At 55.3% G+C, this 24,050-nt stretch carries 21 protein-coding genes; 9 read left to right on the forward strand and 12 right to left on the reverse strand.

All coding sequences use genetic code 11. The annotated features are described in order from the left end of the window. Positions 1–15: 15 nt before the first annotated feature. The 5 genes from ribF to ispH all read left to right on the forward strand — a co-directional run bounded on the left by ribF (position 16) and on the right by ispH (position 5,853). Entirely contained in the window at positions 16–942 is a 927-nt protein-coding gene (gene ribF / locus CUR33_RS05445; RefSeq protein ID WP_167142779.1) for a bifunctional riboflavin kinase/FAD synthetase, read from the forward strand. A gap of 48 nt (positions 943–990) precedes the next feature. Then, positions 991–3,822 (forward strand): isoleucine--tRNA ligase, encoded by a 2,832-nt coding sequence (ileS, locus tag CUR33_RS05450; RefSeq protein WP_289238926.1) that lies wholly within the window; start codon positions 991–993, stop codon positions 3,820–3,822. After that, entirely contained in the window at positions 3,815–4,324 is a 510-nt protein-coding gene (lspA, locus tag CUR33_RS05455; RefSeq protein ID WP_160085553.1) for a signal peptidase II, read from the forward strand. Before ileS ends, lspA begins: the two co-directional genes overlap by 8 nt. Next, a complete protein-coding gene (locus CUR33_RS05460; protein ID WP_170050517.1) occupies positions 4,321–4,758 on the forward strand; it encodes an FKBP-type peptidyl-prolyl cis-trans isomerase in 438 nt (145 codons plus the stop codon). Before lspA ends, CUR33_RS05460 begins: the two co-directional genes overlap by 4 nt. Positions 4,759–4,905: 147 nt before the next feature. After that, positions 4,906–5,853: a 4-hydroxy-3-methylbut-2-enyl diphosphate reductase gene (gene ispH / locus CUR33_RS05465; protein ID WP_289238927.1), complete on the forward strand. Its 948-nt coding sequence runs from the start codon at positions 4,906–4,908 to the stop codon at positions 5,851–5,853. A gap of 379 nt (positions 5,854–6,232) precedes the next feature. Here the strand turns inward: ispH and CUR33_RS05470 are convergent, their stop codons facing one another. The 8 genes from CUR33_RS05470 to CUR33_RS05505 form a co-directional block, all read right to left on the reverse strand. Then, positions 6,233–6,664, reverse strand: a complete 432-nt coding sequence (locus tag CUR33_RS05470) for a type IV pilin protein (protein ID WP_282874966.1) — start codon at positions 6,662–6,664, stop codon at positions 6,233–6,235. Continuing rightward, positions 6,654–6,974, reverse strand: coding sequence for a PilY2 family type 4a fimbrial biogenesis protein (locus tag CUR33_RS05475; protein WP_282874967.1), 321 nt, complete (start codon positions 6,972–6,974; stop codon positions 6,654–6,656). The genes CUR33_RS05470 and CUR33_RS05475 overlap by 11 nt, the downstream gene beginning before the upstream one ends. Positions 6,975–6,976: 2 nt before the next feature. Beyond that, positions 6,977–10,564, reverse strand: coding sequence for a pilus assembly protein (locus CUR33_RS05480; RefSeq protein WP_282874968.1), 3,588 nt, complete (start codon positions 10,562–10,564; stop codon positions 6,977–6,979). Positions 10,565–10,575: 11 nt separating this feature from the next. Continuing rightward, complete coding sequence (locus tag CUR33_RS05485; protein WP_428835304.1) at positions 10,576–11,181, reverse strand: pilus assembly PilX family protein; 606 nt, start codon at positions 11,179–11,181, stop codon at positions 10,576–10,578. Continuing rightward, positions 11,181–11,990, reverse strand: coding sequence for a prepilin-type N-terminal cleavage/methylation domain-containing protein (locus CUR33_RS05490; RefSeq protein ID WP_289238928.1), 810 nt, complete (start codon positions 11,988–11,990; stop codon positions 11,181–11,183). The genes CUR33_RS05485 and CUR33_RS05490 overlap by 1 nt, the downstream gene beginning before the upstream one ends. An 8-nt stretch (positions 11,991–11,998) precedes the next feature. Next, positions 11,999–12,514, reverse strand: coding sequence for a type IV pilus modification protein PilV (gene pilV, locus CUR33_RS05495; protein WP_289238929.1), 516 nt, complete (start codon positions 12,512–12,514; stop codon positions 11,999–12,001). Positions 12,515–12,528: 14 nt separating this feature from the next. Next, positions 12,529–13,020, reverse strand: a complete 492-nt coding sequence (locus tag CUR33_RS05500; protein ID WP_289238930.1) for a GspH/FimT family pseudopilin — start codon at positions 13,018–13,020, stop codon at positions 12,529–12,531. 152 nt (positions 13,021–13,172) lie between these two features. Next, a complete protein-coding gene (locus CUR33_RS05505) occupies positions 13,173–13,688 on the reverse strand; it encodes a GspH/FimT family protein (protein WP_289238931.1) in 516 nt (171 codons plus the stop codon). Positions 13,689–13,844: 156 nt separating this feature from the next. Between CUR33_RS05505 and thiO the strand changes: the two genes are divergently transcribed. Further along, positions 13,845–14,951 carry a glycine oxidase ThiO gene (gene thiO / locus CUR33_RS05510; RefSeq protein ID WP_289238932.1) on the forward strand — a complete coding sequence of 369 codons (1,107 nt, stop codon included), beginning with the start codon at positions 13,845–13,847 and terminating at the stop codon, positions 14,949–14,951. A gap of 55 nt (positions 14,952–15,006) precedes the next feature. On the opposite strand, the gene CUR33_RS05515 is transcribed toward thiO, so the two are convergent. The 4 genes from CUR33_RS05515 to CUR33_RS05530 form a co-directional block, all read right to left on the reverse strand. Beyond that, entirely contained in the window at positions 15,007–16,344 is a 1,338-nt protein-coding gene (locus CUR33_RS05515) for a sigma-54-dependent transcriptional regulator (protein WP_282874975.1), read from the reverse strand. A 2-nt stretch (positions 16,345–16,346) separates the two neighbouring features. Beyond that, positions 16,347–17,936 carry a sensor histidine kinase gene (locus tag CUR33_RS05520; RefSeq protein WP_289238933.1) on the reverse strand — a complete coding sequence of 530 codons (1,590 nt, stop codon included), beginning with the start codon at positions 17,934–17,936 and terminating at the stop codon, positions 16,347–16,349. Next, entirely contained in the window at positions 17,926–18,165 is a 240-nt protein-coding gene (locus CUR33_RS05525; protein WP_289238934.1) for a PP0621 family protein, read from the reverse strand. The genes CUR33_RS05520 and CUR33_RS05525 overlap by 11 nt, the downstream gene beginning before the upstream one ends. A 209-nt stretch (positions 18,166–18,374) precedes the next feature. After that, on the reverse strand, positions 18,375–19,358 hold the full coding sequence (locus CUR33_RS05530; protein WP_282874977.1) for an outer membrane protein assembly factor BamD: 984 nt from the start codon (positions 19,356–19,358) through the stop codon (positions 18,375–18,377). A gap of 147 nt (positions 19,359–19,505) precedes the next feature. On the opposite strand from CUR33_RS05530, the gene rluD reads away from it, so the two are divergent. The 3 genes from rluD (at position 19,506) to clpB (ending at position 23,983) form a co-directional block, all read left to right on the forward strand. Beyond that, positions 19,506–20,480: a 23S rRNA pseudouridine(1911/1915/1917) synthase RluD gene (rluD, locus tag CUR33_RS05535; RefSeq protein ID WP_160085539.1), complete on the forward strand. Its 975-nt coding sequence runs from the start codon at positions 19,506–19,508 to the stop codon at positions 20,478–20,480. 47 nt (positions 20,481–20,527) lie between these two features. Beyond that, complete coding sequence (pgeF, locus tag CUR33_RS05540; protein WP_289238935.1) at positions 20,528–21,253, forward strand: peptidoglycan editing factor PgeF; 726 nt, start codon at positions 20,528–20,530, stop codon at positions 21,251–21,253. Between the two features lie 165 nt (positions 21,254–21,418). Beyond that, positions 21,419–23,983 (forward strand): ATP-dependent chaperone ClpB, encoded by a 2,565-nt coding sequence (gene clpB / locus CUR33_RS05545; protein WP_289238936.1) that lies wholly within the window; start codon positions 21,419–21,421, stop codon positions 23,981–23,983. Positions 23,984–24,050: the final 67 nt, after the last annotated feature.

Below are 24,050 nucleotides of genomic sequence, written 5' to 3' on the forward strand. Positions count from 1 at the left end.
AGCAAGAAGCGCGTTATGCAGCTGGTTCGAGGCCTACACAATTTGCGGCCCCAGCATCGGGGCTGTGTCGCCACCATCGGGAATTTCGACGGCGTCCATCGTGGTCATCAGGCCATTTTGGCGCGTTTGCGTGAGCGTTCCGCCGAGCTTGGCGTGCCCAGTTGCGTGCTGATTTTCGAGCCGCAGCCGCGCGAGTTTTTTGCACCTGATGTAGCACCGGCGCGCCTGGCGCGGTTGCGCGACAAGTTGGCTCTGCTGGCTGCCGAAGGCGTTGATCGAGTGCTGTGCCTGAGTTTCAACCGCCGCTTGCGTGAGTTGAGCGCGGCTGAGTTCGTGCATCGTGTGCTGGTGGAAGGCCTGGGTGTGCAGCATCTGGAAGTGGGTGACGACTTTCGCTTCGGCTGTGACCGCGCCGGTGACTTTGCCTTTCTGGCCGAGGCTGGTGAGCGCGAAGGCTTCAGCGTCGAGGCTGCCAGCACGGTTGAGCTGGACGGTATTCGCGTCAGCAGTACGCGGGTACGTGAAGCCCTTGATGCCGGTGATTTTGCCTTGGCGCAGCACCTGCTCGGGCGGCCATTTCAGATTGCCGGACGGGTGTTGCACGGGCAGAAACTGGGGCGTCAGCTGAATGCGCCGACTGCCAATGTGCAGCTCAAGCGCAAGCGGGTGCCGCTCAAAGGCGTGTACCTGGTCAGCACCGAGATTGACGGCCAAACCTGGCCGGGTGTGGCCAACATTGGTGTGCGCCCGAGCGTGGCCGGTGATGGTCGCGCTCATCTGGAAGTGCATTTGCTGGACTTTGCCGGTGATTTATATGGCCGGCGTTTGACGGTGGCTTTCCACCACAAGCTGCGCGATGAGCAGCGTTTCGCCTCCCTTGAGGCATTGAAGACGGCTATTGCTGCCGATATTGCTGCCGCCCGTGCCCATTGGCGCGTTTAAGCACCCGGCTTCAACTGCTGGGTGCCAATCGCTTACGAAGAGCCTGAAATGACCGATTACAAAGCCACGCTTAATCTGCCTGACACCCAATTTCCGATGAAGGCCGGCCTGCCGCAGCGCGAGCCGCAGATTCTGCAGCGCTGGAACGAGATTGGCCTGTATCAGAAGCTGCGCGCGCAAGGCGAAGGTCGCCCGAAGTTTGTTCTGCACGACGGCCCGCCCTATGCCAATGGCAGCATTCACATCGGTCATGCGGTCAACAAGATTCTCAAGGACATCATCACCCGTTCCAAGACCCTGGCCGGTTTCGACGCTCCCTATGTGCCGGGCTGGGACTGTCACGGTCTTCCGATTGAGCACAAGGTGGAAACCACCTTTGGCAAGAATCAGCCGTCCGACCTGACCCGCGAGCGCTGCCGTACCTATGCAGGTGAGCAGATCGAAGGGCAGAAGGCCGACTTCGTGCGCCTCGGTGTACTGGGCGACTGGGACAACCCTTACAAAACCATGGACTTTGCCAACGAAGCGGGCGAAATCCGCGCGCTGGCCGAAATGGTCAAACAGGGTTTCGTATTCAAGGGTCTGAAACCGGTCAACTGGTGTTTCGACTGCGGTTCCGCGCTGGCTGAGGCCGAAGTCGAGTACCAGGACAAAAAGTCCGATGCCATCGACGTCGCCTTCGTAGTGGAAGATGCCGACAAGCTGGCCGCCGCATTTGGTCTGGCCAGCCTGCCGAAGCCTGCTTCCATCGTGATCTGGACCACCACGCCTTGGACCATTCCGGCCAACCAGGCGCTGAACGTCCACCCTGAATTTACCTATGCGCTGGTCGATACCGGCGAGCGTTTGCTGCTGTTGGCCGAAGAGCTGGTGGAAGGCTGCTTGGCCCGTTATGGACTGCAGGGCGACGTGATCGCCACCGCGCCAGGCGCGGCGCTGGAGCTGCTCCGCTTCCGTCATCCGTTCTATGAGCGCTTTGCCCCGGTCTATCTGGCTGACTACGTTGAGCTGGGCGCCGGCACTGGCGTGGTGCACTCGGCGCCGGCCTATGGTGAGGACGACTTCCGTTCCTGCAAAGGCTACGGCATGAGCAATGACGACATCCTCAGCCCGGTGCAGAGCAACGGCGTGTATGTCAGCGACCTGCCGTTCTTTGGCGGCCAGTTTATCTGGAAGGCCAACCCGGCCATCGTCGCCAAGCTGGACGAAGTCGGCGCGCTGCTCAAGCACGAAGCCATTCAGCACAGCTATATGCATTGCTGGCGCCACAAGACCCCGCTGATCTACCGCGCCACCGCGCAGTGGTTCGTTGGCATGGATAAGCAGCCTAACGAAGGCGGCACCCTGCGTGAGCGTGCGCTGGCAGCCATCGAGCAAACTCAGTTCGTCCCAGCCTGGGGCCAGGCACGTCTGCACAGCATGATCGCCGGGCGTCCGGACTGGTGTATCTCGCGTCAACGCAACTGGGGTGTACCGATCCCATTCTTCCTGCACAAGGCCACGGGCGAGTTGCACCCGCGCAGCGCCGAGCTGATGGAAGAGGTGGCCAAACGTGTCGAGCAAGAGGGCATCGAGGCTTGGTTCAAGCTGGACGCTGCTGAGCTGCTCGGCGATGAAGCCGCCGACTACGACAAGATCAGTGACACCTTGGACGTCTGGTTTGACTCCGGCACCACCCACTGGCACGTGCTGCGCGGTTCGCACAACTTGGGCCATGCCAGTGGCCCACGTGCCGACCTGTACCTGGAAGGCTCCGATCAGCATCGCGGTTGGTTCCATTCGTCCTTGCTGACGGGCGCGGCCATCGACGGCCACGCGCCGTACAAAGAGCTGCTGACCCACGGCTTTGTGGTCGATGAGAACGGTCGTAAGATGTCCAAGTCGCTGGGCAACGTAGTCGCTCCGCAGGAAGTGAATGACAGCCTGGGCGCCGACATCCTGCGCCTGTGGGTATCGTCCACCGACTATTCTGGCGAGATGGCCGTGTCCAAGGTCATCCTGCAGCGCAGCGCTGATTCCTACCGGCGTATCCGCAATACCGCGCGCTTCCTGCTCTCCAACCTCAGCGGTTTCGACCCAGCGCAGCACCTGCTGCCGGCGGAAGACATGCTGGCACTGGACCGTTGGGCCGTAGATCGCGCCTTGCTGCTGCAGCGCGAAATCGAAGAAGCCTACGACAGCTACCGCTTCTGGAACGTTTACCAGAAGGTGCACAACTTCTGCGTGCAGGAGCTGGGTGGCTTTTACCTCGACATCATCAAGGACCGTCAGTACACCACCGCCGCTGACAGCGTTGCGCGGCGATCCTGCCAGACCGCGTTGTTCCACATCGCCGAAGCCCTGGTGCGCTGGATCGCTCCGGTGTTGTCGTTCACCGCCGATGAGCTGTGGGAATACCTGCCGGGTGCGCGTAACGAGTCGGTAATGCTCAATGGCTGGTATCAGGGCCTGAGCGAACTGCCGGAAGGCTTCGAGCTAGATCGTGCCTTCTGGGAGCGCGTGATGGCGGTCAAGGTGGCTGTGAACAAGGAAATGGAAAACCTGCGTGCGGCTAAGGCCATCGGCGGCAACCTGCAGGCGGAAGTGACCCTGTACGCTGAAGACAGCCTGATTGCCGATCTGAACAAGCTGGGTAACGAACTGCGCTTTGTGCTGATCACCTCCACCGCCAGCCTGGCGCCGCTCACCAGCGCGCCGAGTGATGCTGTGGACACCGAAGTGGCGGGGCTCAAGCTGAAAGTGTTGAAGTCCGGCCACGCCAAGTGCGCCCGTTGCTGGCATCACCGCGAGGACGTTGGGGTGAACCCAGCGCATCCGGAAATTTGCGGTCGTTGTGTGGACAACATCGAAGGCGCAGGTGAGGTTCGTCACTATGCGTGATAACGCTAGTCGTTTCGGGCGTTTGGCCTGGTTGTGGCTGAGTCTGCTGGTGTTTGTAGTCGATCAAGCGAGCAAGTTCTGGTTCGACAACAACCTGAGCATGTACCAGCAGATCGTGATCATCCCCGATTACTTTAGCTGGACCCTGGCTTACAACACCGGTGCGGCATTCAGCTTCCTGGCCGATGCCGCTGGCTGGCAGCGTTGGTTCTTTGCCGCGATTGCCGTGGTAGTGAGCGGAGTCCTGGTGGTCTGGCTCAAACGCCTCAAGCCAGGCGAAACCTGGCTTGCGGTGGCGTTGGCGTTAGTTCTGGGTGGTGCACTGGGTAACCTGGTTGATCGCGTAGTGTTTGGCCATGTGGTCGACTTCATCCTGCTGCACTGGCATCAGCAGTGGTACTTCCCAGCCTTCAACGTGGCTGATATGGCGATTACCGGCGGTGCCATTCTGCTGGCATTGGATATGTTCAAAAGCGAAAAGTCCGGAGAAACAGGCAAATGACTGACGTGCGTATCGGCCCGGATAAGCAGGTGACCCTGCATTTCGCCCTCAAGCTAGACAACGGCGATGTGGTGGACAGCACCTTCGATAAAAATCCCGCCACCTTCAAGGTCGGCGACGGTAACCTGCTGCCAGGCTTTGAGCAGGCCATCTATGGCTTGAAAGCGGGCGACAAACGCAGCCTGCCGATCAGTCCTGAGCAGGGCTTCGGTCAGGGTAATCCGCAGAATATCCAGGTCATGCCGCGCAGCCAATTTCAGGATATGGAACTGTCGGAAGGCCTACTGGTGATCTTCAACGACGCTGCCAATGCCGAGTTGCCGGGTGTGGTTAAAGCTTTTGACGACAACCAGGTAACCATTGACTTCAACCACCCGTTGGCCGGTAAAGCGCTGAGCTTCGATGTGGAAATTATTGAGGTCAAAGCGCTCTAAGGTGTAGCCCGCTCCTGTGGGAGCGGCTTTCGCTTCGAGTGTTTCTGCGAGATCCTCGCGATCACGGCTGCATATACAGATTGCTACCCCAGTGCGTGCGGCCGCACCGTACACTAGCCCGCAAGGTCTACCGTCGAGATATTCGCCATGCATATCAAACTCGCCAATCCCCGTGGCTTCTGTGCCGGCGTCGACCGCGCCATTGAAATCGTCAACCGCGCCCTGGAAGTCTTCGGTCCGCCCATCTATGTGCGGCATGAAGTGGTGCATAACAAGTTTGTGGTTGAAGACCTGCGTTCGCGCGGCGCAATCTTCGTCGAAGAGCTGGATCAGATTCCTGATGAAGTTATCGTTATCTTCAGCGCTCACGGCGTCTCCCAGGCGGTGCGCAACGAGGCTGAGCGCCGTGGTCTGAAAATATTCGATGCCACCTGCCCGCTGGTGACCAAGGTGCACATGGAAGTGGTGCGCTACAGCCGCGAAGGGCGCGAATGCATCCTGATCGGCCACGAAGGCCACCCGGAAGTCGAAGGCACCATGGGCCAATACGACGCCAGCAACGGCGGCAGTATCTACCTGGTGGAAGATGAAGCAGATGTGGCCGCGCTTGAGGTACGTAACCCCGAAGCGCTGGCGTTTGTGACCCAGACCACTCTGTCTATGGACGACACCAGCAAAGTCATCGACGCTCTACGCGCCAAGTTTCCCGCCATCGGCGGTCCGCGCAAAGACGATATCTGCTACGCCACCCAGAACCGCCAGGACGCCGTCAAACAGCTCGCTGCCGAATGCGATGTGCTACTGGTGGTCGGCAGCCCCAACAGCTCCAACTCCAACCGTTTGCGCGAACTTGCTGAGCGCATGGGCACGCCTGCCTACCTCATCGATGGGGCAGAAGACCTCAAGCAGGAGTGGTTTGCAGGTATGGCGGGCATTGGCATTACTGCGGGAGCATCTGCACCAGAAGTGCTGGTGCAGGGCGTTATTCAGCAGTTGAGCGAATGGGGTGCAACAGGTGCGCAAGAGTTGCTGGGGCGGCCTGAGAATGTGACGTTTTCGATGCCGAAGGAGTTAAGGGTAATTGCAAGACAGTAACCTTTAATCCCTTTATATATTTATAGATGCAGGCCATCTGAATATACCTGATATTCATGCAGGCATGAGGAGTATGGAACTTCTGTCTGTCGGTTTTTCAACTTGCACTGCAAATCCGTTCTGATACCTGCAATGGCCAATCAATCAAGGGTATGAGTGTGAGGGCGGGTGGGAGTGCTTTGGATATCAAGCTTAGATAGAGCGTTCGATTTAAAATAGGGACGTAGTGTCGTGTGTAACTCGTGAATGTTAACTGGTGTTTGAAATAATCTACCGCGTTTGACGATTGGCTGTCGTAGAACTAGCTCCAGTCCCACTCTCTTATATTAGATATATGGGAGAGTGGGGCGCTTATATCCAGAGCTATAGCGGGTTTTTGTTATTTCCAGCATTCCTCCGCAGGCTTTGTTCCAGACCGACCTTTTATACCTAGGGCATTAAGCGTCATATTTCCACAGGCAGTATCGCCGATTTTCTGTGTTGCTGTCAGTGTGTAGCCGCCATCATTAGCGACAGAGGATACTTGTGCTTCGTAGTAGCCGTTCTCGGATATTATTTTCTTAGCTGCGGTATCTGTTTTCTGTACCCCCAGTAAGGCTAGCTCGTCGTTATTTGTTATGTAGCGATTGTTCTGTGCTAAGAATCTTTCTTGACGAGCTGCAATGTCACTTAGTAGCCCTATAGCTTCAGTCCGCTTTGTTCTAGTCATATATTCGCTGTAGTTGGGTATCGCAATAGACGCGATGATTCCAATTATCGCCATAACCATAATTAGCTCAACTAAAGTAAAGCCTCTGTGCTTATTCTGCATTTTTGAGTCCGTCCATTTCTTCTGCCGTTAGCAGCGGTAGCTCATGGATGTAAACGCTTTTAATGATGTCATTTGGCGAGCCGGTGTCGCCGGAAAAATTAATCAAAGCACCTGGTTTTAACGAGAATATTACAGGCGAATTACCTGATAGTACGGAATTCGCCAGTGAGTATTTCTTGTCGTTTACTATGATTGTGTTTTTTTCAACAGATACTTCTTGAATATGACCCACATCTTCGAATGTGGCCGCCAGCAACACAGGGGAAGCAAGAAGACCTGCGAGGATAAATAGAAGCTTATGTACTTTCATGGTTAGTAATCCTCAACAATGCGCCAGCTTTGGCGCCCACTTGACTCTAGGCCAGGGTCAATAGTTTCACAGCTGCTCGATGTGCACACTTGAATTTGACCTTCTGGTGTAGTGGTCACGATCAGGCCGCCCATGCCATCATTTTGGTAGCCTGAAACTGGAACAGTAGTCCCGTCAGATTTTTTATAGTTGGAGCGGGAGTCAACATAGCCTTGGCGAGCAAGGTCAAAAACAGCAAAGTCGAGTCGTCCCCCGGTTGCTGGGTTTATTCCATACGTCCAGTTAGATACACCGTCCGCGCAGGGGTCGTCATTGGGTGTCAATGTTTGTGCGAGTAAGACCTGGCCGATAGCTACCATGTCGTCAACTACCATTTCTCCTTCGAGAGTGGTGTTGACTTTGAAGTCTAGAAGCCAACCGTATTTTCCTTTGCCTGTAGTGCTGTCATGCCACTCGAGCGGGTTCTGGCTAAGTATCCTTATATTGCGATTGTTACTGCTCCCCGCTTCATTAGTAAAAGTCGCATTATTAACTTCCTCAGTGAAAGTCTGCTCAGCAAGATAAGTATACTCGGCCCCGACCTTGGATCTATTGATGCTTGGTGTGGTTGAGGCCGGTTGGCCTTTTGTTTGTTTGTCCCATATACCGTAAAGAGTTTGGGCTCTGCTTGTATCGGCTCCCGCATCGCTCGATTGGAAATATTTGCCTGTACCGAAGACGATAATGTAACCCGTGCTTGATGGATGTCGAACGATTGATGGAGCCGCCGTAATTGCTTGGCTAGAGTTATCACTAGCTTGTGCAGAAAATAGCGGTTTTCCACCAAATGAAACCTTAAAGTTTTTAGCGTTTTCTGGTTTTTCTGCGGACACAAGTTTGCCGCCAGAAACTGCAGATGTACGTCCTAGGCGCTCAGAGTCGAGACTTACGTCAGCTGTTGTTTTGGTCAGTAAGTCAAAACGCCACATGTTTCCTTGAAGGTCCCCAGCATAAGCGTAATCCGCTACACCATCACTGTTATTGTCAGCCAGTTTTGGTGTTGAAAGCCCATTAGGAATACCTTCTTTGCCTTTAACTTCAAGCTTCCGAATAAGGCTGCCGTCCTTAACGTTGAAGATTAACAGTGCGGCTTTGTCATCCTGGCTGGAGTAGCCATTACCAGTTACTACTGCCCACTGGCCGTTGTGCAGACGCGCAACAGTAGGTTTTGGCATGCTGTGGCCCATGTCCACTTCAGTAGTAAGATTGATCTCCCATAGAAGCTTGATTTTGCTTGGGTCTGTAACATCCAACGCGAAAATGCCTTTACCGCCAGCTCGGAATGTTCCGATTAGCACTGTGCGCCATTCACCATCAATTACCGTATCTGCCACTACGGGACTGCCATCAACGTAGAACTGGTGAGCACTCCCCTTGTAACTATTACCTGCTAGTAGATTAAGTTTTTCAAAAATAGTTGATGGTATAAATGCAAACTCTTCTTTACCGGTGGCTTCATCAAATGCATGGAGCATGCCGTCGTTTGCGCCAACGTATATAAGCCGTTTGCGTCCCTGCGTTGTACTTGTCGTGTCTACCTTATTTTTAAAATCTTCATAAGGAATGCTGTCAAATTCTATAGGGTTAGCCAGATATGCAAGGTATTGTGCGTTGGCAACCACCGCCGGAGCGGAGTTGATAATGTCACCGAGGCGCGTTACTCGGTTTCTGAAATTTGCATTACTCTTGCCACGAATAAATTGCAGTCTGGCCTCGCCTAATGCGTCAACCGTATTGTTGCTATCAGGGTTACGATTCAGGAGTGCACGTTGTGCTGCATTTAGATTGCTCCACTGGAAATCAACCAGGTTTGTCGCGGAGTTGCCGGCAATCATTATTTTCCTGCTATCAGGGTCTTGAACTTCAAGTTTTTCCTGTGCGCTCCATTCCTTGATTTTTTCGGTGATGCCGAATTTTTCTTCGAGTTTGTAGCGAATCAAATCACCAGCCCAGTTCTTTGAACTATCGAAGCTGCTCTGGTATGCATAACGCAGCAGGGTGTCGCCCGACGGGCTCTCTTGCAGTTTTGCTGTAATTGCTGGTCGTGCGGCAGAGTTATTGCGATCACCGATACGCGTAAGGATAGTTTGGAACGCGGACACCATATCTTCGGGAGAGTCGGCGCTGAAAAACTCGCCACGAGAGTTAATCGCCGCATGCCAAAGGTCATATACGTTGTTTGCAGAATCAGCAGACGCTGCTGGCCATGCAATAGAGCCGTCTGCGAGTTTGCCGTAATCCCCCTCGAAGGTTGACCCGCCCCAAGCGGGGCTTGTGAGGCTTGAGGTCAGTCCAAGACCTAGGGTGAATGTGGTCATGTTCTGCCATGTGGACGGATTGTTACGCGGATCCCAATACTCTTTTGTCGAATCAGTAGGATTCGCTGCGGAGATAAATGGCTTGATCTTGTTATCTATATTTGTGCGTGCATCCTGTCTCCAGTAGTTGAAGGCAAGGTCTGCCACTGTATTGCTTGCACCATCCTTGTACGGCGCAATAGCTGTGTAGGATTTGCCATCTGGGAGTGTTGCGATGTTTGTGTTGTCAGCATTACCCACCGAGGCGCTGTCGCTGTTCCAAATACCATCAGTCATTAGGATATGGTAGGTGGGCCGGCACGCATATTCTGGATTGGTTTGCTTGCCTAATGAGTATGCATAGGGACCATTAATGCCGGTTTGGCTTAGAAAGTTGCCTGCGCGCTGCATTGCTTGGCGTAATGGTGTGCCACCAGTTACGCTTAGTTTCTCAAGCCAAGTAAAAAAGTTGGCTCGGTGTTGACCTGAAAATTCCCTTAAATAGTTAGTATTGCAGTTGCCAGAGCTCGATCCGCTACCCATCACGTTACAAGTGCTGTTGTTTAATACCTGCCATGTAAGACGGACGTTTTCCGGTAGCGAATAGAATGCGAGATTAGCTGCTGTTTGTGTTGCAAGAGCACGAGTTCGATAAAATGAATACCAGATTGCAAAATTTTTCTCTGCAGCTGCGGTCGCAGGAATATTTACTTTGCTATAACAGTCTGTGTCGGTTTTTGTCTTGTTACAATTTGCATTGTTTGGTCGGTACTCGTAGTAGTGCGCGCGACCATCTGCTGCAGTCTCTGTATCTGCGCCGCGGCCGTACTCTACGGTGGCGGCATAGTTCGATGAGAGGTTAACAGTTGATGCTTTAGTGAAGCCGTTCTTCCATGCGGCGGTAAATATAGGTGTATCGTATTCAGTTATCTTCAGTTCGCCGGAGACTAAAGTTACTTTTTTAGGCAGTTTGTACTCCGTTGTTGGCGAGTAGTACATGGGGTTAAAGTAATTGGATTTAAAATAGTTTCTGTTTCGTTCGCTTTGGGCGGAGTCGGGTGCGTAAGCGAATGCCATACTGCCCGAGTCATCGAGAGTTACTAAGATGTTAGGTGCAACACCTTGCGTAAGAAATAGAGGCTGTTGGCTTGGTACCATTGCTGCTGCGCTTGCTTGTTGTGCGCTGGTCATAATTGCAATACTGAGAGAGCTAGCTGTCAGTAATTTACTGCCTTTTACTAAAAGTGCGTTCATTGTGCTCTCCATCAGTTGCTTGTATAAACGCGTGCTACAGTAGACTGCAACAACGCTGACCCTTGCGTGCCAGTTGTGGCTTTGGCTCTACTGTTAGTGGCATAAAAGAATGTGCCTTCCCCGCGCATTAAATTGCCGTACTCTGGGTTTAGGGCTTCACTGTTCTGCTCGCCAGACGGGATTGGTACGCTGTTCCATGTAATAGTCCTGGTCGGATCTAGAGTCGTTGGGTTGTCAATGTCAGAGCCAATATAGGGCATCCAGGCCCGGGCGCTCGATGGATCTATTTTGTCGAACTCTTTGGGGTTGGCATGTAGCACATTTATATCAAGGCCTAGGGCGGCTAGGTTAACTAGGCATGGATACTTTTTGTTTGTTAGTTCACAGCCTTCACCAGGTTCTTGGGCTGTATATGTATTGTTAAATCTACGCTCTGCTTCACGTAAACCAGAGTCGGCCAGGTTAAGTAGGCGCTTCTGTTCAATTGTGTTGGCAGTTATGCGGCTTTCAAGCGTAACTTCGCGCATGCTACCGACCGCTAGAATCGTAATTATCAAAAGCATTATTAGTGCAACTATAAGCGTCGCACCTTGTTGCTTAGTATTTGGAGGGTTGATCATGGCATCATATTCCGAAGGGTTTGTGCGCCTTGGCCGATAAGTAGTAACTGACCGTGCTCTTTAGCGTCGAGAGCAGCTTTGTTTCCACCGTAATAGGTTATCCAGTCTGCTTTGGCTTTGCTGTCGACGCCTTCTCCTACACCTTTTCGTAGATCAGCTTCGCCGCTACTAGCAAGTACAGAAAAGCGTACGCCTCTAACGACTTGATCAGCAGTTGGAGTTTCCGTGAAATTTTCAACGCTGCGTTTTCCCTTAGGGCCTACACCGTAACTGATATTTATATCTTCAATACCCGCTACAAGCTCTTGGCCTCCGCATTGCAGCGAGCCTGCAGATTTTCCCGTGCCTGGAGTAAATGTTATTCGATAGGTTTTAGTGATATCGCTGGGGACTTTATCGAATGACTTTCCGGGTGTTCCTGGTATTAAATTTCCCAAGCAGTCACTTTCGCCCACGGTTGCTGCTTGGTAGCGGAGGCATATGCCGCGATCTCCTGTTGCAGGAGTAATTACTTGTCCCGCAATGAATGCGCTGCATCCTCCGGCAGGGTCCGCTTTAGGGAATGCGTTTTCCATTGGAGTATCTGCTAAACGCCTGTAGCCTGCTTTGACAAGTTGTTGCTCAAGAAGCAGTAGTGTGAAACGACTGTTTTCTTGATTGCTAGCTTGGCCTTGTTGGAAGAAATAATTGTAACGGCTGTCAATAAAAAGCTGTGAAACGCCGAGAAGTAGGAAGCAGCTAAGCGCCAGTGCGACTAAAAGTTCAATCATGGACAGGCCATTTTGGTGTGACAGTTTTTTATCCATTTTCCTGCTCACAGCTGTGCGCGTAGATTGAATGTGCATATCGATTTGTCCGCAGTTTGATCGTTTGCGTCGATGCAGGTGCCAGATTTGACTCTCCACGCCATGCTTATTTCAATCGCCGAGCCCGCGGCCGCGTTGCAAACACCGGGTGATGGGCTTCTACATATCTTAAAGTGGCTATTCAGGAGTTCACTGCCTCCAGGCAAATTCTCTCCAGCTCGTTGGGCCCAACAACCAAGTTGATCCTTTGTAGTAATTGCTGGCTTGGGGCATGGCGGAAAATCACTGCCTTTTGCTTTGTAGAAATCTGATGTGTCCTTGTAGCGTTCGCGAGAGTCTAGGTATGCTTCCGGGTTGGCACGCATGATTTCTAGTAACTCGTTCGCCATATTGCCGGCGGTGCTGCGTTGGGCGGAGTCTTGAGTGAATTGAATGCTCCGGCCTTGCATCGCAACCATACCTAAAACACCTGTTGTCACAATTATTAATGTCACTAAAACTTCAATCATGCTAAAGCCGGACATGCCTCTTTGCCTATTCATGGTGCACACCCCCCTAAGGCTGTTGTGTTATTTGCTTGTTTTCCGCGGGCATGTATTTTGCTGCTTCCGCTTGCCTGTATAGTTATCAGGTATGCTGTTTCTACTTTGTTATTATTGCAAACAATTGCCCTGGCAGCACTTGCTGTGCCATTAGGGCTATAAGTGACAGTAAGTGGTGATGGATTGGTAGCAATTGAAATGTTTGTTGCGTCAAATGTCTCCTGTCGCAAATTTTCATTTCTACTTAAATCTCTTACAGTCCAAGTGCCGCCGTTGTTGCTGAGGTTGATTCGCGCTCTGCGTACAACGGCCTCGCTTCTTGCGTACTGGAGTAAGCTATTTATTTGCTGTGCCTGGCTCTCTATTTGGTCGTTTCGGATCAGGCTTGCTAGATTGGGCACTGCAATTGCTATAGCAATTGCAAAAAGTGCCAGGACAACCATTAGCTCTATCAGGCTGAATCCGTGCGGGCGTGGTTGAAGCGTCATTGTGCTCTCCTAGGGGGCAGTGAGCGTATCCTCTAGAATGATTTTTGTCCTGTCATTGACTCGATGACAGCTGGCGCTCTGGGCGGGATGATCGGTTGTCGCTGCTATTCCCCCTGCGCTGACGGCGTCGTGGCCTTGTGATTGCACAGGTTTCAGGCCTGCTCATCCTTGCATCGGTAGTCTTGAGAAAGATTATCGCTTTCAGTGCTTGTTTTTAATCGCCCCTGACGGTTTATTACTAATTGCCATGTGATTTTACTATTTTGGCATTGATAAACCCTGCCGTTACTTATCGGTGTTGTTCCATTTGGATAGAACCGTATGCTTTGTGTGAAGCCACTTCTTCTTATTGTGGTTGAGCCGTCTAGTTTTATTATCTGTAGTGGTTTTTGAGTTTTTAACTCTTTAATAACCCATCCATTTGACCAGTCGCTATTGCAGGTTGACTGGTCGCCAATTCCGCATATTTCTATGATTTCCCTGTTCAGTATGGCGATGGTTCTTGCATATTCAATTGAACTTCTGGTTTCGCTGAGAAGCGCTTTGCTTTGGCTGGTTTTGAATAAGTTAATAAGTGGAGGTATGGCTATAGATATAGCTATAGATATAAGTGATGTCGCGATGATTAATTCAGTCAGTGTCGTTCCGCTCATTTTCTGCTTTGGCATTTTATTGATCCTTTTGACGTGCAGGCTAGCTTCCTTGGTAGCCTTTGTTCGCATCTATAACCTAGTCGTTTTTTTGCGTGGTGCAAGTCCAGTTTTGATAAGCTCTCTCGTCATTGAGTGATTCCAATAACGCTATTTTATTTTTTAGGTTTTTAAGTGTCCGAATGTCAGCTCATCGTTGGTGGTGGGGTGCTTGGCTTGCTATCGGCTTATGCGTTGGCATCAGCCGGCAACCATGTCGCATTGTTTGATTCCCAGTCTGTGGGGACGGAGTCCTCTTGGGCTGGCGGTGGTATTGTTTCGCCGCTTTATCCTTGGCGTTACAGTCCTGCAGTAACAGCGCTAGCGCATTGGTCGCAGGATTTTTATCCGCGGTTGGGTGAGCAGCTGTTGGCGCAGACGAAGATTGATCCCGAGGTGTATGTCACCGGGTTGTATTGGCTTGATCTTGATGACGAAGCTGAAGCGCTCGCCTGGGCGCGGCGTGAGGGGCGCCCGCTTCAGTGTGTGGATGTTGCGGCGGTAGAGCGTGCGGTGCCCGCGTTGGCTAAGAGCTTCGTGCGGGCGTTGCAGATGGCGGATGTGGCGAATGTGCGTAACCCGCGTTTGGTCAAAGCGCTGCGGGCCGCGTTGCAACAGATGCCGAATGTCACCATGCATGAGCATTGTGCGGTGAGTGGGTTTATTCGCGAGGGTGGGCGTATCACAGGTGTGCACACTGCACAGGGTGAGATGTATGCCGATCAGGTGGTGCTGACTGCCGGTGCCTGGAGCGGTGAGCTGATGAAAACCCTTGGCATTGAGTTGCCGGTGGTGCCGGCCAAAGGTCAGATGATTCTGTACAAGTGCCGCGAAGACTTTCTACCGGCCATAGTACTGGCGAAGGGGCGTTATGCAATTCCGCGACGTGACGGGCATGTTCTGATTGGTAGCACGCTTGAGCATGCTGGTTTCGATAAAACGCCAACTGACGAGGCGCTGACCAGCTTGAAAGCCTCCGCTATCGAGTTGTTGCCGGCGCTTGCGGATGCCGAGGTGGTGGGGCATTGGGCAGGGCTGCGGCCTGGTTCGCCTGAGGGCATTCCGTTTATTGGGCCTGTGCCGGGTCATGAAGGCTTGTGGCTGAACTGCGGGCATTACCGCAATGGGCTGGTTCTGGCGCCGGCGTCCTGCCAATTGCTGGCGGACCTGATGCTGGGGCGTGAGCCTATTGTTGATCCGGCGCCTTATGCGCCTACTGGGCGGTTGGGTTCGACTTGTTGAGTGTTTCACTGCGAGGGGCTTGCGGCTAAAGCCCCTCCAACAATTAATGCTCGGTTTAGTCGATACCGAGCTTCTTCAGTCGATAACGCATCGAGCGAAAGCTAAGACCCAGGCGCTGCGCGGCGGCTGTGCGGTTCCAGCGGGTTTCTTCTAGGGCTTGCATGATCAGTTTGCGTTCGATGGCTTCCAAGTAGTCTTCCAGGTTATCGATCTGCGCGAGGTTGGCTTCGCCGTTCTCGCTGATCGGCACGCTGTCGGCCAGGCGCAGGTCGCTGGTGGTGATGCGATCGTCTTCGCACAGGGTGTAGGCGCGTTCGAGCATGTTTTCCAGCTCGCGCACGTTGCCCGGAAAGCGGTAGCTTTTGAGTTTCTCTAGCGCGTCGTCATCCAGCTTTGCTGGGCTGAGGCCCGTGCCCTCGGCCAGGCGCTTGAGCATGATGCCTGCTAGTAGGGCAATGTCTTCGCGGCGCTCGCGCAGGGCGGGTACGCGCAGTTCGATCACGTTTAGGCGGTAATACAGGTCCTGGCGGAAGCGTCCGGCCGCGACCTCGCCGGCCAGGTCCTTGTGGGTGGCGCAGAGGATGCGTACGTCGACGATCAGCTCCTGCTGGCCGCCCACGGCGCGTACGGCTTTTTCCTGAATCGCACGTAGCAATTTAACTTGCATTGGCAGTGGCAGGTCGGCGACCTCATCGAGGAACAGGGTGCCGCCGTTGGCTGCTTGAAACAGGCCTTGTTTGTCTTCGATGGCGCCCGTAAAACTGCCTTTTTTATGGCCGAAAAACTCGCTTTCCATTAGCTCGGTGGGGATGGCACCGCAGTTGACTGGGATAAAGGGCTGCTCCCCGCGCGAGCCTTGCTCGTGGATCAGGCGGGCGACCAGCTCCTTGCCGCTGCCAGATTCGCCGCTGATGTACACCGGTGCCTGGCTACGTGCGAGCTTGAGAATCTGTTTGCGCATCGCCTTCATCGGCGGTGAGTCGCCGAGCAGGCGGCTGTCCACCGGCAGCTCTTCGCCATCGGCGCTACGCAGACGCAGTGCGGCTGCGACCAGTTCACGTAGGCGGCCGAGGTCCACCGGCTTGGTCAGAAAGTCGAATGCGCCAGCTTTCAAAGCATTGATCGCGGTGTCCAGGCTGCCGTAAGCGGTGATCATCGCAACGGGCACTTGCGGGTGGCGCAGCAGAATATGTTGCACCAGCTCAAGGCCTGTACCATCAGGTAGGCGCATATCGGTCAGGCACAGGTCGAAGGGCTCCTTCGCTAGCCATTCGCGGGCTTCCTTGACGTTGCGCGCGCTTCGGGTGTCGAGCTTCATGCGCCCCAGGGTGATTTCCAGAAGTTCGCGAATATCCGGTTCGTCATCGACGATCAAGGCTCTCTGGCGGGTCATGGTCAGCTCAGTTTGCGCGGGTGGGCGAAGGTGATGCGTAGGCAGCTGCCGCCACCGTCACGCAGTTTATAGTCGAGGCGTGCCTGGTTGCTTTCGCACAGTTCGCGGGAAATATACAGGCCCAGGCCGGTACCCTTGTTTTCTGTGGTGTAGAACGGTTCGAACAAGTGGTGCAGTTGCTCTTCGGCAACGCCAGGGCCGTCGTCCAGCACTTCAAGTACCGGTAGCTCGCTTTCCGGGTCGCGGAACAGCTTTAGCCAGACTTGGCCCTGCTTGTTCTTTTGTGCGCTGTAGCGCAGGCCATTCTCCACTAGATTGCTCAGCACCTGCGTGAGCTGGTGCGGGTCCATTCGGGTTTGAATGCTGCCGCTGCTGGTTTCCAGGTGAAGTGTCTGCCCGGGAGCCGCACTGCTGCGGAATTCACTGGCGAAACGGTGTAACCAATACTTCAGATCGAGCAGTTGGGGTTCGGCCTGGCGCCGTCGCGACAGTTGCAGGACGTTCTCGATCACCAGGTTCATTCGTCGTGAGTGATCCTGGATGATCTGCGCCAGGCGCAGGTCTGGACCCTCCAGCTCTTCGGATTCCTGCAGCAGTTGTGCTGCGTGGCTGATTGCGCCCAGGGGGTTGCGAATCTCATGGGCGATACCCGCTGTAAGGCGGCCCAGTGAGGCAAGTTTGAGCTGCTGCGCCTGCTGAGCGATCTGTGAGATGTCGTCGAGAAAAATCAGGGTGTGTTTATGCTCGCCGCGCTGCAGAGCAATAAAGCTAGGTTGCAGCACTCGGCCATCGGGGGCGGCTTGTAAGCTGGCGGGGCGCAGGCTGGGGTTGTGCGACCATTGCTGCATGCGTTTGATCAGCTCGGGACAGTGCGGGTCGAGAATTTTGCCATTCAGGTCCGCGTGCCCTAGCAGGTGGTTGGCGCCTTGGTTGGCCAGCAGCACGCGGTGCAGTTCGTCGAGCACCAGAATGCCAGTACGCATCCGTTGCAGGATCAGGGCGTTCAGCGCCTCCAGGTTTGCAACATCTGCTGCACGTTGCTCGGCCAGGCTTTCGCTGACTTGCAGCCGGCGTGTCAGGCCCTGCACAAACAATGCAGCAGCGAAGCACAGCGCGCCAAGTGCGCCAGCCTGCAAGTACTGTGCGGCAGCAGCCGGTCGGCTGAGGCTGAGGTAGAAGGTCAGGTAGATAATACCCGTTGCGGCGACTGCGGCAATCAGCAGGCCTATACGTCCGCGCAATAGAATATTGGCGATTGCCACCGCGACAATCAGTAGGTTACCGATGCCGCTGGGGGTGCCGCCGGCGGCATAGAACAACCCGGAAAGCAGAATCACATCGACCAATGCGAGACTGAATATCTGCACCAGGCGCTTGGGGCGTCGAACGGTTGCTATGATCAGGACGTTGAGGGCGAGGTAAACCCAGCTGCCATTACGGAAAAGTGCCGGGTGCATCATGTCCAGCAGTTGAGCGTCGAGGTCGCTGGAGATCAGCAGCGCCAGGGTAATGCCGATTACCAGGCGGTAGAAGTGATAGAGCCGCAGAATTCGCCAGCTTTGCTCCCCGCTCAGGGGGAAATCAGCGCTCACCGGATTGCGGGCCTTGTTCTAGATGCGTTTGGCTGCAAAACCACTGTTCATCCTTAGTCAGTGCATGGCTGCGGGGTACATGAGTACCGCAGTGTGCGCAGCGAACCATTGGGGCTGCACCGGTGTTGCGGTCTTCGGGGCGTGCAGTTGGCGTGCGAGTAAAGCGCCGCCACAGCCAAAACGCGGCCGCAATGATGGCAATCCAGAACAATAAGCGGAACAGGCCCATGGTGCTCTCTTTCTATCGGTAGGCGGGCAGTTTAGCTAAGCCGTTTGCGTGCGCCCAGTCTTGAAGCTGTGCGCTGAACGCCGTTTCTTGCGTCGATTGGCGAAGCGTACGGTGTTGTTTTGTGTACGGCAGGCCTGCCTCTTACTCCCTGCCGTCGCCCCAATAAAAAAGGGAGGCATTGGGCCTCCCTTTTTATTACCTATTTTGACTTAGTCGAACAGGCCAAAGGTCAGGTAGCTGAACCAGGAGCGGCTCGGTTTTTCTTCGCTTGTGCCGGCCTTGAGGTCATCCGGGATTTGTTCTTCTGCATCTTCGTACTGGCGAATCACATCCTGGCTGGCGCGGGTTTCACCCGGTGGCAGTGGGGTGTCAGTTTCAATCAGGCCCAAGGTCGCTTTGGCCAGCCAAGAGCGACTGTCGGCTTCTTCTTCGCGCGGAACAAACTGGCCATCGACCAGGCTTGGGTGGTCCGGGTAGTTGAGCTTGAGGGTTTCCAGGCTGGTAGCCGCCAGGTCATCCAGGGTCAGGCGCTGGTAGGCCTCGGTCATTACCGCAAGGCCGTCGCCGACTGCTGGGGTTTCCTGGAAGTTTTCCACCACATAGCGGCCACGGTTTGCGGCGGCCACATAAGCGTTGCGGGTCAGGTAATAGTGCGCCACGTGGATCTCGTAGGCGGCGAGCAGGTTGCGCAGGTAGATCATGCGCTGCTTGGCGTCTGGTGCGTAGCGGCTAGTCGGGAAGCGGCTGGTGAGCTGGGCGAACTCATTGTAAGAGTCGCGGGCGGCGCCCGGGTCGCGCTTGGTCATGTCCAGCGGAACGAAGCGGGCAATCAGGCCGCGGTCCTGATCAAACGAAGCCAGGCCTTTGAGGTAGTAGGCGTAGTCAACATTGGCGTGCTGCGGGTGCAGGCGGATAAAACGGTCAGCTGCGGACTTGGCCGCTTCAGGCTCAACGTTCTTGTAGTAAGCGTAGATCAGCTCCAGCTGCGCTTGCTCGGCATAACGGCCGAACGGGTAGCGCGACTCCAGTGCCTTGAGCTTGGCGACGGCGCTGGTGTAGCTATTATTATCCAGGTCGGCCTGTGCCTGCTGGTAGAGTTCGGTCTCGCTCAGGTTTTCGTCGACCACCTCTTTCGATGAGCAGGCGGCAGTGAGGGCGAGGATTGCGATCAGCAGCAGGTGTTTCACTTGCATGGCGGCTTGCGTCCCTGTGACGGCGGCTGTCTTGAGCAAAGCCGTCCTGTTATGATGAGCGCCCCCGGTACTCCTGGGGCAAAGACGCCGTATTTAACCACAAGCGTGTAGCCGAAACCAAAAGCTATGCCCCCTCTGTTGCCGAGCATGTCCTCTATTAATAAGCAGATCATTGAACTGAACGCCGAGGTGCCCTATGAAATGGGCGGTCAACGCCTCGATCAAGTCGCCGCACTCCTGTTCGCCGAGCACTCGCGTTCGCGTCTGTCTGCCTGGATCAAAGAGGGTCTGCTGACCGTCGATGGTGAGGTGTTGCGCCCGCGCGACATCGTCCATGGCGGTGCACTGCTGGCGTTGAACGCCGAGCAGGAAGCCCAGGGCGAATGGATCGCCCAGGACATCGCGCTAAACATCGTCTACGAAGACGAACAGATTCTGGTGATCGACAAGCCGGCCGGTCTGGTTGTGCATCCGGCTGCCGGGCATGCCGATGGCACCCTGCTTAACGCTTTACTGCACCACGTGCCGGATATTATCAATGTGCCGCGTGCCGGCATCGTGCACCGTCTGGATAAAGACACCACTGGCCTGATGGTGGTAGCCAAGACTATCGAGGCGCAGACCCGTTTGGTCGACCAGTTGCAGAAGCGCTCGGTCAGCCGTATCTATGAATGCATCGTGATTGGTGTGATCACCTCCGGCGGTAAGATCAACGCGCCGATTGGCCGCAGCTCCTCGCAGCGTCAGCGCATGGCGGTGAGTGATGGCGGCAAACCGGCGGTCAGCCATTACCGGGTGCTGGAGCGTTATCGCTCGCACACCCATGCGCGAGTCAAGCTGGAAACTGGCCGTACTCACCAGATTCGCGTGCACATGAGTCATATCGGTTATCCGTTGGTAGGCGATCCGGTCTACGGTGGGCGCTTCCGCATCCCTCCGGCCGCCAATCCGAGCATGGTGCAAACCCTCAAGGAGTTCCCGCGTCAGGCGTTGCATGCGCGTTTCCTGGAGTTGGATCATCCGATCACCGGTGAGCGCATGAAATGGCAGTCGCCACTGCCGGATGACTTTGTCTGGTTGCTGACGCTGCTGCGTCAGGACCGTGAAGCGTTTATCGGCTGAGCACGGTCTGACTAACGCGAGTGGCGAATAGGGAGCAGGGTGACAGGATGCACGATTGGCTAACACCACAATGGCCCGCGCCAGCAAGAGTCAAAACCAGCGTCACGACCCGCAGTGGTGGTGTCAGTGTTGCGCCGTTCGATAGCTGCAACCTGGGCGAGCATGTTGGCGACGAACCAAAGGCCGTGCTGAAAAATCGTCAGCGATTGGTCAGCCTGCTCGGCTGCAAGCCCGCCTGGTTGCAGCAAGTGCATGGTGTTGCGGTGGTTGAGGCCAACCCTGCTTTGGTACTTGAAGCCGACGCCAGTTGGACGAAAAAGCCAGGTATCGCCTGCACAGTAATGACCGCCGACTGCCTGCCTGTGCTGTTCTGTGATCGAGCCGGCACCCGTGTTGCGGCAGCCCATGCTGGCTGGCGCGGCCTGGCCGCCGGGGTGCTTGAAGCCACCCTGGATCAATTGGCAGTGCCGGCAGATCAGGTGCTGGTCTGGTTGGGGCCAGCGATTGGTCCGCAGGCCTTCGAAGTAGGCGATGAGGTGCGTGAGGCCTTTATCGCCCAGCATGCGCAAGCCGCGTCAGCATTCCAGCCCAGCGTCAATGTGGGCAAATTTATGGCGGATATCTACCAGCTGGCACGTATTCGTCTGGCCGCCTGTGGCGTTGACGCGGTGTACGGCGGTGATTTCTGCACCTTCAACGATCCACGTTTCTTCTCCTATCGCCGTTCTGCGCAAACCGGGCGCTTTGCCAGCCTAATCTGGTTGGTTAACTGATCCTCGCGTGCCGCAGCTGCGGCACTGTTGCGGCAAATGATCCAGGTCAACGCCGCTCGGCTTGAAACCCGCACAATCGTCCTCATCTACTCTTCATCTCGCAGGCTTTCTGTTTGGGTGCGATTCAGTGCGCCGGCCTGCCATCACCACGAGGGTTGATTGTTTATGCGTATTGATCGTTTAACCAGCAAGTTGCAACTCGCGCTCTCCGATGCGCAGTCCCTGGCCGTTGGTCTGGACCATGCGGCCATTGAGCCGCTGCACCTGATGCAGGCATTACTCGAACAGCAGGGCGGCTCGATCAAACCGCTGCTGATGCAGGTCGGTTTTGATGTCAACAGCCTGCGCCTGGCTTTGGGCAAGGAGCTGGATCAGCTGGGCAAAATCCAGAACCCATCCGGCGACGTCAATCTGTCGCAGGACCTGGCGCGTCTGCTCAATCAGGCTGATCGCTTGTCGCAGCAGAAGGGCGACCAATTTATCTCCAGCGAGCTGGTGCTGCTGGCTGCGATGGATGAGAACACCAAGCTGGGCAAGCTGTTGTTGGGTCAGGGCGTTAGCCGCAAGGCGCTGGAAAATGCCGTGACCAACCTGCGCGGCGGCGATGCGGTAAATGACCCGAACGTCGAGGAAAATCGCCAGGCTCTGGATAAATACACCGTCGACCTGACCAAGCGTGCCGAAGAAGGCAAGCTCGACCCGGTAATCGGTCGTGACGACGAGATTCGCCGCACCATTCAGGTATTGCAGCGCCGCACCAAGAATAACCCGGTGCTGATCGGCGAGCCGGGCGTCGGTAAAACTGCGATTGCCGAAGGCCTGGCCCAGCGCATCGTCAATGGCGAGGTACCGGATGGCCTGAAGGATAAGCGCCTGCTGTCGCTGGATATGGGCGCGCTGATCGCGGGTGCCAAGTTTCGCGGCGAGTTCGAGGAGCGCCTGAAGGCGGTGCTCAATGAGCTGAGCAAGCAGGAAGGGCGGATCATCCTGTTTATCGACGAGCTGCACACCATGGTTGGCGCCGGCAAGGGCGAAGGCTCAATGGATGCTGGCAATATGCTCAAGCCATCGCTGGCGCGCGGTGAGCTGCACTGCGTCGGCGCGACCACGCTCAACGAGTACCGCCAGTACATCGAGAAAGATGCTGCGCTGGAGCGGCGCTTTCAGAAGGTGCTGGTCGATGAGCCGAGCGAAGAAGACACCATCGCCATCCTGCGTGGGCTGAAAGAGCGCTACGAGGTGCACCACAAGGTGGCTATCACTGACGGTGCGATCATTGCCGCGGCCAAGTTGTCGCACCGCTATATCACCGATCGTCAGTTGCCGGATAAGGCCATCGACCTGATCGACGAGGCGGCCAGCCGCATTCGTATGGAGATTGACTCCAAGCCTGAGGTGCTCGACCGCCTTGAGCGGCGTCTGATTCAGCTCAAGGTTGAGGCTCAGGCGTTGAAGAAAGAAGACGACGAAGCGGCGATCAAGCGCCTGGCCAAGCTCAATGAAGACATTGCGCGGCTGGAGCGTGAGTACGCCGACTTGGAAGATATCTGGAAGTCGGAAAAGGCCGAGGTACAAGGCTCCGCGCAGATCCAGCAGAAGATTGAGCAGGCCCGTCAGGAGCTTGAGGCAGCGCGGCGCAAGGGCGACCTCAACCGCATGGCCGAGCTACAGTACGGGATTATTCCGGACCTGGAGCGCAGCCTGCAGATGGTCGATCAGCACGGTAAAAGCGAGAACCAGTTGCTGCGCAGCAAGGTCACCGAGGAAGAAATCGCCGAAGTGGTGTCGAAGTGGACCGGTATTCCGGTGAGCAAGATGCTCGAAGGCGAGCGCGACAAACTGCTGAAAATGGAAGGTCTGCTGCATCAGCGGGTCATTGGCCAGAACGAGGCGGTGGTGGCTGTGGCCAACGCGGTGCGGCGCTCCCGTGCCGGGCTGTCTGATCCAAATCGGCCGAGCGGCTCGTTCCTCTTCCTCGGTCCAACTGGGGTCGGTAAAACCGAGCTGTGCAAGGCCTTGGCCGAATTCCTGTTCGATACCGAAGAGGCGCTGGTGCGTATCGACATGTCCGAGTTTATGGAGAAGCACTCCGTGGCGCGGCTGATCGGCGCGCCGCCTGGCTATGTTGGTTACGAGGAGGGTGGCTATCTGACCGAGGCCGTGCGCCGCAAACCCTATTCGGTGATCCTACTGGATGAAGTGGAAAAGGCGCATCCGGACGTGTTCAACGTGCTGTTGCAGGTGCTTGAAGATGGTCGTCTGACTGACAGCCACGGCCGCACCGTGGATTTCAAGAACACTGTGATCGTGATGACCTCCAACCTTGGCTCCTCGCAGATTCAGGAGTTGGTCGGTGATCGTGAGGCGCAGCGCGCAGCTGTGATGGATGCGGTGGGCACACACTTCCGTCCGGAATTTATCAACCGGATTGATGAAGTGGTGATCTTCGAGCCGCTGGCCCGCGACCAGATTGCTGGTATCGCACAAATCCAGCTGAGCCGTTTGCGTCAGCGTCTGGCTGAGCGTGAGCTGAGCCTGGAGTTGTCCGATGAGGCCTTGGATAAGCTGATCGCCGTTGGTTATGACCCGGTCTATGGTGCTCGCCCGCTCAAGCGTGCCGTACAGCGCTGGATCGAAAACCCCTTGGCCCAGCTGATTCTGGCCGGCAAGTTCGCCCCAGGCAGCAGTGTGACAGGTAAGGTTGAGGGCGATGAAATCGTCTTTGGTTAAACGCTGTCGGCCACAATAGGGCTGCAAAATAAAAAAACACCCCGGTACAGTTCGCGCTGACCGGGGT

Origin of the sequence: Pseudomonas sp. FEMGT703P, from assembly GCF_002786345.1 — a bacterium.
GTDB classification, from domain to species: domain Bacteria; phylum Pseudomonadota; class Gammaproteobacteria; order Pseudomonadales; family Pseudomonadaceae; genus Aquipseudomonas; species Aquipseudomonas peli.